This is a genomic window from uncultured Ruminococcus sp., from assembly GCF_946415235.1.
Taxonomy (GTDB): Bacteria; Bacillota; Clostridia; order Oscillospirales; family Ruminococcaceae; genus Ruminococcus.
On the sequence record NZ_CAMKRR010000018.1, the window covers coordinates 33,377 to 43,106 of the forward strand.

Here is a 9,730-nt window from a genome sequence, read left to right on the forward strand (position 1 = left end):
TTATAGTTTGTTATTTTTTTGGCAAAAGCTGCGAAAAAAGGTAGGACAAATTTACAGCTTATAATATGTTGTTAACTCTGTGCAACATTTTAAACCGATTTATTATACCGGAAGCCTATTTGATAATCCGTGACAAAGCCAGCCGCGTTACAGAATTTCCTATGCCGGTCGTAGGAATTAACGCAGCGCTTTTCAGCGCCCTTCTCCCTGCATTTAAGTATCGCACCGATGCTCTTGTGTCTGTTTTTTCTCTCATGCTCACAGGTTCAATAAAGGCAAGTCTTTCTCAGGTTCAAATCGTTTTACTTCCATAGATATTCTCCCTAACCATAAAAAAAGAACGGCTCACAGCCGTTCTTCAACCGTCTTTTTCGCAGCATACCACCGCTATCGCAGTGATATTATCCTTGCTTCCGCTGGCAAGAGCCTTGTCCACAAGAAGATGCAGCCTTGTTTTCAGACTTTTCGGCATTTCCAGTATCTCCTCCATATCGAGTACCGAAACATAGTCCGAAAGTCCGTCAGTACAGAGCAGAAGCAGGTCGCCGTACTCCATTCCCTCGGGAAGCTCCGCTATATCTATCTTTGGCTCTGACTTTACATTGCCAAGCACAGGGAATATGATATTCCTGTGAACGTGGGTCCTGCGCTCCTCGGTAGTGATAGCTCCCTCGTCTATGAGCAGCTGTACAAGTGACTGGTCGCGGGATATCTGCTTGATGCGTCCGCCTCTGTAGCGGTAAAGCCGCGAATCTCCCACATTGAATGTGTATATGCTGTTCTTTCCGTCAACAGCAATACCGCAGACCGTAGCCTGCATATTATGAGTCTCGGGGTCGGATTCGCTGTACTCCGCAAGCCCGTGATGTACCGAAAGCAGCTTTTCCTCAAGGTCGTCACCGTCGGAGAAGCCCTTGTCCCTCAGAAGCTCCAGACACATTTTGGAAGCCAGTTCTCCCGAGCGCTCTCCCGATACTCCATCGGAGACCGCCGCCAGAAAAGGCTCTTTCAGCGTCTGCTCGGAAGAGCCCGAATCTATAACGCTGCCGTTTATGAGCAGTGCGTCCTCATTATGGGACATCATGCCCTTGTCTGTCACTCCGCAGCAATAATACATCAGGTCTCCTCCTCTCTTTATATTATACCGTACATTTCCATACCGTTGCGGCAGGTGATGTCAAGAAGCTCCTCGACATCAACGCCCTTTACTTCTGCCGCCTTAGCTGCTGTACAGGGTATCATGGAGCTGTCACAGCGTTTTCCTCTGAAGGGCTCGGGCGCCATATAAGGGCAGTCCGTCTCCATGAGAAGCCTGTCAAGCGGCACAGCTTCAAGAGCTTTCAGTGCTTTTTTTGCATTTTTGAAGGTAAGTACGCCTGTAAAGCCAATATACATACCTGTTTTTATTATTTCCTTTGCAGTTTCGGCAGAGCCGCTGAAGCAATGTACAACGCCCTTCGGACGATACTCCTTAAGTATCTCCACGGTGTCCTCGGCGGCATTGCGGCTGTGAACTATCACAGGCATATCAAGCTCCTTTGCAAGAGCCAGCTGCTCACGAAAGAAGCGTATCTGCTTTTCGCGGTCAAAACCCTCATAGTGATAGTCGAGACCTATCTCCCCCACCGCCTTTATTTTCGGCTCTGAGGCTATTATCTTCTTAAGGGTGTCAATGTAATCCGCAGGAGTTTCATCGACGCTTTCGGGGTGAACTCCCGCAGCTGCGTAGATATAGTCGTATTTTTCTGCGAGCAGCGCGTTCTCGCGGGAATCCTCAATACTCGAGGCTGCCAGCATAACAAGCTTTACTCCCTTGTCGGGGAGCTCCGCAAGCACCTGTTCCCTGTCCCCGTCAAAGGCGCTGTCCGCATAATGTGCATGGGTATCGAATATATTCATTATTCCTGCTCCGAGAAATACTGTTCCTTAAGGCTCTTTATAAAGTTTGTGCTTGGTATAAAGTCCTCGCTCGAATCCGTACCGTTGAGGGATATCGCCATGGCAAATGCATTTCCGTGCTCGAAAAGGTACTTTATGGCAGGCTTGATATCCTTATAGTCGGAAGCGGTCACATTTGACTCCGTCAGATTTATGATGGAATTGAAGCTGTTGTCAAGAGTATCCGAAATGTACTGACCGTCAGTCTGATTCATCATGGAAGCCACTACGGAAGCGGCTGTGAAAGCTCTTTCGCTCTCGCCGTCATTGAACATAGTGTAGGTAACGAAGGTGAGCGCCTGATCGCTGTTGAGGAACTGTGAGCTTCCGTCGTTCTTGAAGCCTGCAATATCCGCATTCACAGGGAAAGAAACACCGCCGAAGATGTCGCAGGCCTTTTTGAATGCGTCATCTGTGAACTTCATGTATTTATCTATCTTTATGTCAAAGACCTTTTCCACGTATTCCACCGCACCGCTGCAGCCCTGTGACGTATACTTCTCGAGTATGCCCATCTGATCATTGTCAACGAGGGATATGGAGTTTGACGGTATGCCTATGAGGTATACCTGCTCCTTTACAGGCATTGAGCGCATCAGCATAAATGTAGGCGGACATAGCTCGTTTGAGGTTTCAAGTATGAGCAGCATAGTATGGTTGTCCTTGCTCGTTACAACACCGTCTGTACGCGGTATGGGCTCAGAGGGCTTCTCACGCTGTCCAAGTCCCCAGTACTTCCATGCGGCAAGGGCGCCGCCGCCTACGAAGATGAGACCTATGAAGATAGTAAGGAGAAAAGGTACTGCTACGTGTCCTGTTTTTTTAGCCATTTTTTCGGCTCCTTTCATGTTTTTTGATCGTCAGATCATTATCATTCTCTTGTTTTTTATTATAATATCAGTAATATCAACTTATCGTATAACACAAGTCTGAAAAATATCCGCCATGAAATGAATAAAAAATTTTTCCCACGGCTATAGTTTAAAAACAAATGGCTGAGTTGCGGTTGTCCACAGAGTTTTCCACATTTTCAACATGAATGAATTGCCGATTGATGTTTAAACACACAATTCAACAGCCTGTTGAAAAAGAACACCCGTTCATGTCGGATCCCATGCTCCACGCCGTCAAAACAACGATATACAGGCAAATTCCTGCTGTGCTAGCCTTGAGATTGGCGGCATTTCCCGAAGTATCGGGACGTTTCTGATGTTGATATCTTGCTGCCGAAGGACTCTGACTTTTCAACATCGCAAATAAATAATCAAGATATATTCACACTGTTGTTGATTTATAAAAAATAGTGTGTTATAATTATTGTTGAGCTGACATTTATCAGTAAGGCTCTTCAAAGACGTTGTCCATAAACACCAGCTTGCGGCGTATGCTTTCTATATCGGGACCGCATTCGTCAATGACCGCATACACGTCATCAAGTCCGAAGCGGCGTATCTTAAGTCCTTTGCGGACTGCATAGTTCAGCGTCTGATATGTGCCCGATTTGAACGAGCCCTCGTTGAAGTATGAGATCACGGCAGAGGCATTGTCCGCCATGAAGTAATTGCGGACCTTGTATACCTCGGGCGAAGTATTCTCGCCGCTTTTTCCGTAGACCACATCAGGATCGGTATTGGTGGTGAGCAGAAGGTCGCAGCCCTGCTCCGCCTCGGCAAGCAGCTCCTTGTAACGCTGGCTGAAGCGCTCCGCATGGCGCAGGAACGGCATGACGCCTATGAGGCGTATACTGCTGTCCGAGCGTTTTTTCGCAAGGACATACTTTGCAGCCCAGAGGTCGGTACCCACAGCAAGTCCGCTTATAAAGCTCCTGTAGCCGCTTTCCACAGCCATATCTATGTATCTGCACAGCATGAGCTGAACGGTACGCAGGGTAATGCTGCTGTATATCGGGTCCTTCCTGTACGGAACGATCCCTGTTTCACGGTGCCCTGTAAAGCAGACCGCGTTTGCAGAGTCTATTTCCGCTTCTTCCGACGGAAGCACAGGTACTCCCGAATCAAGTGAGAAAAGCATGGCACACCTCGCTTTCCCGAAAATATCATACATGAAAATTATAACATACATCATATTTTATTTCAAGACGTTTTTTTGACTTGTAATTAAATTTTAATTTTGCATAGAGTTATATATATCAGAAAGGAAGGATAACGGAATGAAGCCGTATCTGAAAAGAGCATGGGCAGAGGTATCACTGCCGAAGCTCAGAAAAAATGTGGAGATAATAAAGGGGCTCAACTCCCCCGATACCGAAATAATGGCTGTGGTAAAGGCTGACGCCTACGGTCACGGTGACGAGCACGTTGTCCGCTGTCTTGCCGGGCAGTGCGGTATCAGGTACTTTGCGGTATCCAATCTCGACGAAGCGATAGCAGTAAGGAAGTTTGCGCCTCAGGCGGAAATACTTATCCTCGGATATACTCCCCCAGAGTACGCTCACGAGATAGCCATGTACAATATAATACAGGGCGTTGTCTCCACGGAATATGCTCTCGAGCTCGTAAAGAACAGCGCCGAGCCTATCCGCTGCCACATAAAAATAGATACGGGCATGGGAAGAATTGGTCTCAAGCATGATACTCCCGAGGAGTGTGCTGCCGAGATAGAAGCCATGATGAAGATAGAAAAGCTCTCCGTTGAGGGCATATATACTCACTTTGCCGTTGCGGACAGCGATGACCCGGATAATATCGCATATACCGACAGGCAGGAGAAGTTCATCACCGATACCTATGACGTACTTGTAAAGCACGGCATAAAGCTCAGACACCTGCACTTCATGAACAGTGCAGCCACCTGCTACAGGAACAGTTCTCGGAGCACTCTTTCCCGCGCAGGTATCATACTCTACGGTCTGCACCCCGATGTGAGCCTTGATATCCCCGAGGGTCTCGAACCTCTTATGGAGCTCAAAGCCGTTATCTCCCATGTAAAGACCGTCAGAGCGGGCGACTGCATAAGCTACGGCCGTACATTCGTTGCCGACCGCGAAATGCGTATCGCTACTGTCACTATCGGCTATGCCGACGGATATTCCCGTCTGCTCAGCTCAAAGGGCGAGATACTCGTCCACGGAAAGCGCTGTAAGATAGTAGGCAGAGTCTGCATGGACCAGCTGATGATGGACGTTTCCGACGTTCCTGAGGCAAAGTCAGGCGATATTGTTACTCTTATCGGCACTGACGGAAATGACCGCATCACCGCCGACGACCTCGCGCAGGTCTACGGCACTATCGGATACGAAGTGGTATGCGGTATCTCAAAGCGCGTACCCCGTATCTATATTGAGTGAGCATTGAGTAGAAAGCAGAGAGTAGAAGCAGCTTCACTGCATAATACTACTTACTACTCACTACTATCTACTCACTTAAATCAAAGGAGGATAAACATATGACAAAAGCAATGACTATATCGTATGAGGTAGGCGATAATCTCTACCTCAACCTTACAAATAAATGTCCCTGCGCCTGCACCTTCTGCATACGCAACCACGCCGACGGCGCTTACGGCTCCGACCCGCTCTGGCTGGAGCACGAGCCCTCAATGGAGGAAATAACCGCCGACCTTAACAAGCGCGATATCAAAAAGTACCGCGAGATAGTGTTCTGCGGCTACGGCGAGCCTACAGAGCGCCTTGACGCCGTCCTTGAAACCGCCGCTTATCTCCGCAGCAGGGAGAAATGTCCTGTACTGCGTATAAATACCAACGGTCTCGGCGACCTTATCCACGGCAGGAGCATAGCAAAGGAGCTCTGCTACGAGCTGGACATCGTTTCAATAAGTCTCAATGCTCCCACTAAGGAGGACTATATGGCTGTAACACGCCCTAAGTTCGACAACGCTTTCGAGGCTCTCCAGAAGTTCACAAAGGACTGCGTAAAAGTCGGCAGAGCAGAGGTAATAATGTCCGTAGTCGATGTTATCCCTCAGGAGCAGATAGAAGCTTCCCGTAAGCTTGCCGAAAAGCTCGGAGCTCATCTCCGCGTGAGGACCTACGACGACTAAAAACTGCACATATTCCAACAGTCCATTTTGTGCAGTATTTATGCAGTTATACTATGGAAAATCATGCTGAAATATGGTATAATTATTTATTGAAGGATTTCTCTAATCTGAGATAAGGAGTAATTTCTATGAGTAAAAAAGGTAAGATAATACTTGCGGCTTCGATCTCTACCTCAGTTCTCGCTCTTACAGCGGCTGCGGTGACTGTTTTCGTCTGCAAGCGCATTTACGAGAAGAATTATTTCTCGGTCACGGATTAACAGGTCAATATTATAAAAAGAAGGTTGAATAATATGGAAATCAAATTCACAAAGGCTGCAAGCCTCAAGGCTAAGCCACAGCCCGGCGACAAGCTCGGCTTCGGTCACATCTTCACAGACTATATGCTCGTTATGCCCTACGACGAGGGACAGGGCTGGCACGATCCCGAGATCAAGCCCTATGCTCCTATCGAGCTCTCACCTGCCGCTATGTGTCTCCACTACGGACAGGAAGTATTCGAGGGCTTAAAGGCTTACAGAACAGCTGACGGCAAGGTACAGCTCTTCCGTCCGCAGGAAAACTTCAAGAGACTCAACAAGTCAAACGAAAGACTTGTTATCCCCGAGCTTCCCGAGGATCTTGCAATGAAGTGTCTCCTTGAGCTCCTCAAGGTAGAAAAGGACTGGGTACCTTCAAAGGAAGGCGAGTCACTCTATATCCGTCCGTTCATTATCGCAGTTGATCCGTTCCTCGGCGTTAAGCCCGGCGCTCAGTACCTCTTCATAATCATTCTTTCACCTTCGGGCGCTTATTATGAGAGCGGTCTCAACCCTGTAAATATCTACGTTGAGAGCAAGTATGTCCGCGCTGTAAGAGGCGGTATGGGCTTCGCAAAGACAGGCGGCAACTACGCTGCTTCACTTATCGGACAGGACGAGGCTCACAAGCAGAACTACTCACAGGTACTCTGGCTCGACGGTGTTGAGCAAAAGTACATAGAGGAAGTAGGCGCTATGAACATCTTCTTCGTTATCGACGGAAAGGTAGTAACACCTATGCTTCAGGGCTCTATCCTCCCGGGTATCACAAGAAAGTCCGCTATTGAAGTATGCAAGAGCAAGGGCCTCACAGTTGAGGAAAGACGTATCGACATTCAGGAGATCGCTGACGCTTACGACGCAGGCAAGCTTGACGAGGTATTCGGTACAGGTACTGCTGCTGTTATCTCACCTGTAGGTCACCTTAAGTGGAACGACAAGGTAATGGAGATCAACGGCAACAAGATCGGCAAGATCTCACAGATGCTCTACGATACAATGACAGGTATCCAGTGGGGCAAGATCGAGGATAAGTTCAACTGGATCGTTCCTGTTGAATAATAAATATCAGTTATTAAAGGCGCTTACGAAACGGAAGCGCCTTTTTTATCGGTAAACGTCTATAAATCAAAATTCAGCTTTGCTGAATTTTGATTTGAGTAAGTAGTAAGCAGAAATCAGAAAGTAGTAGGGGCGGATATTATCCGCCCGAAATTACACGTGCGTGTAGGGACGCGCATTAGCCCGCTTCCGTTAGCGGAACAAATGAATAACCAAACCGAAATAGGACAAAACAGTGGCATTTAAGCAAGTGCCGCTGTTTTTTTATATTGAATTTTTCAACTTTTTATGTTATACTAAAAAATAAAAAAAAATTAGCGTTACCAAACCTAAAAAACACGGACTTATTAAGTAGAGGGGGTGAAGCGATGCATGATGAATTAATTGTTAAGCTGCTAAATCAGCGAGATGAGAAAGTTCTGCAAACAATTAAGGAACAATATGGTGCACTCTGCTATCAGATTGCTTATCGTATGACTGGGAATCATCAAGAAGCAGAGGAATGCGTAAATGATATGTTGTTAGATGTTTGGAATTCAATCCCCCCGAATTGTCCTAATCATCTTCCAGCATATCTTGCGGCACTTGTACGCAGAACAGCAATCAATAAATATGAAAAAGCTCATAGGCTGAAACGCGGCGGTACTCAGTTTTCTACTGCTTTGGACGAAATATCTGAGATTATCCCTGCGAAGGAACAAGTTGAAAGTGAAATAGAGCAGAGAGAAATGACCGCAGCACTCACAGCATGGCTTCAAACTCTTCCGCCTGAGTCTAAGCGCATTTTTCTACAGAGATATTATATGTCAGATTCTGTTAAAGCTATTGCACAGAAATATGATATGAGTATCGGAGCTGTAAAAATGAAATTAATGCGATTAAGGCAACAGCTAAAGGATTATCTTGAAAAGGAGGGATTGTTATGAATGCAATGGATCTTATGAAAGCACTTGGCGATATTCCTGAAGAACTTGTAAAAACTTGCTTTGATGAAGAGTTTGCAGATAATAAAACAAAAGCTCCCTCCGACACCAATAGCTCTGACTTGCCTGGGCTTGCAGATCCGTACCAGCCAGAGGAAACAGACGATGATAATAACTCAGTTCCACCTTCCAAGATAGGAACAAAGCATATTCATTTTTCAGGGTATATAGCCACTGTTGCAGCGTGTTTGGCCATTGTGATCGGATTGCCGCTTATAATCAGTTATTTTAATCCAAAATCAAGCATATCACCTGATGATCCATTTGTTCCGACTCGAAGTCAGAGAGAATCTGAGAATCCAATTGTTACCGAAGCCAAAGAAACAAATACATCAACAACATATACGAATAAAAGCACTACATCTTTATCTACAGCAGTTTATTCAACAGAAACAACGAGTGAACATCAGACAACAACGGAAACAACGGCCATTACGACAGAAGAAAACATTACTGAGTCAAATAATGAAACAACATTGCCTATTTCTAAAACGGAATCAACTACTACTTCAAAAACAACTACAACATTACAAGCTACTAATACAGGAGTACAAACTACAAGCACTACAACACAAACAAAAGAAGAAAGTAAATTCAGCTTTGAACATGAAGGTGATGGAGATACTTTTACAGAAGAAGCTAATATCGGAGCTGAAATCGGCTTCATAATCACAGGATTGAAAGACGGTGAATCTGTAACATACAGTCTTTCAGATGAAGAAGTCGCACAAATCGCATACTCCGATAACAAACAGGTCACCATATTTTGTTCGAAAGAAGGTAAAACGATCTTAACCGCAAAGTCATCTGATGGTCAGAGCTTTGAGGTCATAATAATAATTTATCCTGATCCTATATTGCAATATTAAAATATGTATTTTAAGTAGTTTGCCATCCGAACAATAAGCAATGGTAAAAAAGGAGGTCTTATTATGAAAAAAAAGAAAATGTTAACATTAATTACTGCCCTAACATTGGGTATGACATCATTTGCGACAATTCCGATAACAACAATGGCTTATGAACCTATTGAATCATATTTATCATATGAGCATGAAGGTGAAGGCAATGTAGAAATTGCTAATGTAGGTGCAGAAGTCGGCTTCATGATCAAGGGCTTGAAAGATGGCGAAAGCATCGAGTATAGTCTCTCAGACAGCGACATCGCCAAGATCATCTATGAGGACAACACACAGGTTACGGTATCTTGCCTGAAAGCAGGAACAACCACTCTTACAGCAAAATCTTCCGATGGACAGAGCTTCGATATTGTATTTGAGATCTCTGATATTGATGATGAGCCTGTGCCAGTAGAAAATTCTAAGGATGAGAAGCTCACCTATGAGCATGAAGGCGAAGGCAACATAGAAATCGCTAATGTAGGTGCAGAAGTCGGCTTCATGATCAAGGGCTTGAAAGATGGCGAAA

General features: G+C 45.6%; 11 protein-coding genes. 7 read left to right on the plus strand and 4 right to left on the minus strand.

The features are described from left to right. Positions 1-358: 358 nt before the first annotated feature. The 4 genes from Q0R37_RS06010 to Q0R37_RS06025 all read right to left on the minus strand — a co-directional run bounded on the left by Q0R37_RS06010 (position 359) and on the right by Q0R37_RS06025 (position 3,969). A complete protein-coding gene (locus tag Q0R37_RS06010) occupies positions 359-1,117 on the minus strand; it encodes a protein phosphatase 2C domain-containing protein (protein ID WP_294752438.1) in 759 nt (252 codons plus the stop codon). 17 nt (positions 1,118-1,134) lie between these two features. After that, the gene (locus tag Q0R37_RS06015) at positions 1,135-1,899 is read right to left on the minus strand and encodes a TatD family hydrolase (RefSeq protein WP_294752440.1); all 765 of its coding nucleotides are present in this window, start codon (positions 1,897-1,899) and stop codon (positions 1,135-1,137) included. Continuing rightward, entirely contained in the window at positions 1,899-2,768 is an 870-nt protein-coding gene (locus Q0R37_RS06020; RefSeq protein ID WP_294752442.1) for an LCP family protein, read from the minus strand. Before Q0R37_RS06020 ends, Q0R37_RS06015 begins: the two co-directional genes overlap by 1 nt. A 505-nt stretch (positions 2,769-3,273) precedes the next feature. Then, positions 3,274-3,969 (minus strand): SLOG family protein, encoded by a 696-nt coding sequence (locus Q0R37_RS06025; RefSeq protein WP_294752443.1) that lies wholly within the window; start codon positions 3,967-3,969, stop codon positions 3,274-3,276. A 139-nt stretch (positions 3,970-4,108) separates the two neighbouring features. Here Q0R37_RS06025 and alr point away from each other — a divergent pair, with 139 nt between their 5' ends. The 7 genes from alr to Q0R37_RS06060 all read left to right on the plus strand — a co-directional run. Then, complete coding sequence (gene alr, locus Q0R37_RS06030) at positions 4,109-5,245, plus strand: alanine racemase (protein WP_294752445.1); 1,137 nt, start codon at positions 4,109-4,111, stop codon at positions 5,243-5,245. Positions 5,246-5,343: 98 nt separating this feature from the next. Continuing rightward, on the plus strand, positions 5,344-5,958 hold the full coding sequence (locus Q0R37_RS06035) for a TIGR04100 family radical SAM protein (protein ID WP_294752447.1): 615 nt from the start codon (positions 5,344-5,346) through the stop codon (positions 5,956-5,958). A 128-nt stretch (positions 5,959-6,086) separates the two neighbouring features. Next, positions 6,087-6,218 (plus strand): hypothetical protein, encoded by a 132-nt coding sequence (locus Q0R37_RS06040; RefSeq protein ID WP_294752449.1) that lies wholly within the window; start codon positions 6,087-6,089, stop codon positions 6,216-6,218. Positions 6,219-6,251: 33 nt separating this feature from the next. Next, positions 6,252-7,319 carry a branched-chain amino acid aminotransferase gene (locus Q0R37_RS06045; RefSeq protein ID WP_294752451.1) on the plus strand — a complete coding sequence of 356 codons (1,068 nt, stop codon included), beginning with the start codon at positions 6,252-6,254 and terminating at the stop codon, positions 7,317-7,319. 368 nt (positions 7,320-7,687) lie between these two features. Further along, the gene (locus Q0R37_RS06050) at positions 7,688-8,245 is read left to right on the plus strand and encodes a sigma-70 family RNA polymerase sigma factor (RefSeq protein ID WP_294752453.1); all 558 of its coding nucleotides are present in this window, start codon (positions 7,688-7,690) and stop codon (positions 8,243-8,245) included. Beyond that, on the plus strand, positions 8,242-9,171 hold the full coding sequence (locus Q0R37_RS06055) for a hypothetical protein (RefSeq protein ID WP_294752455.1): 930 nt from the start codon (positions 8,242-8,244) through the stop codon (positions 9,169-9,171). Before Q0R37_RS06050 ends, Q0R37_RS06055 begins: the two co-directional genes overlap by 4 nt. Before the next feature lie 63 nt (positions 9,172-9,234). Further along, positions 9,235-9,730, plus strand: a 496-nt coding sequence (locus Q0R37_RS06060; RefSeq protein WP_294752456.1) for a hypothetical protein, incomplete at its 3' end; no start/stop codon positions are given.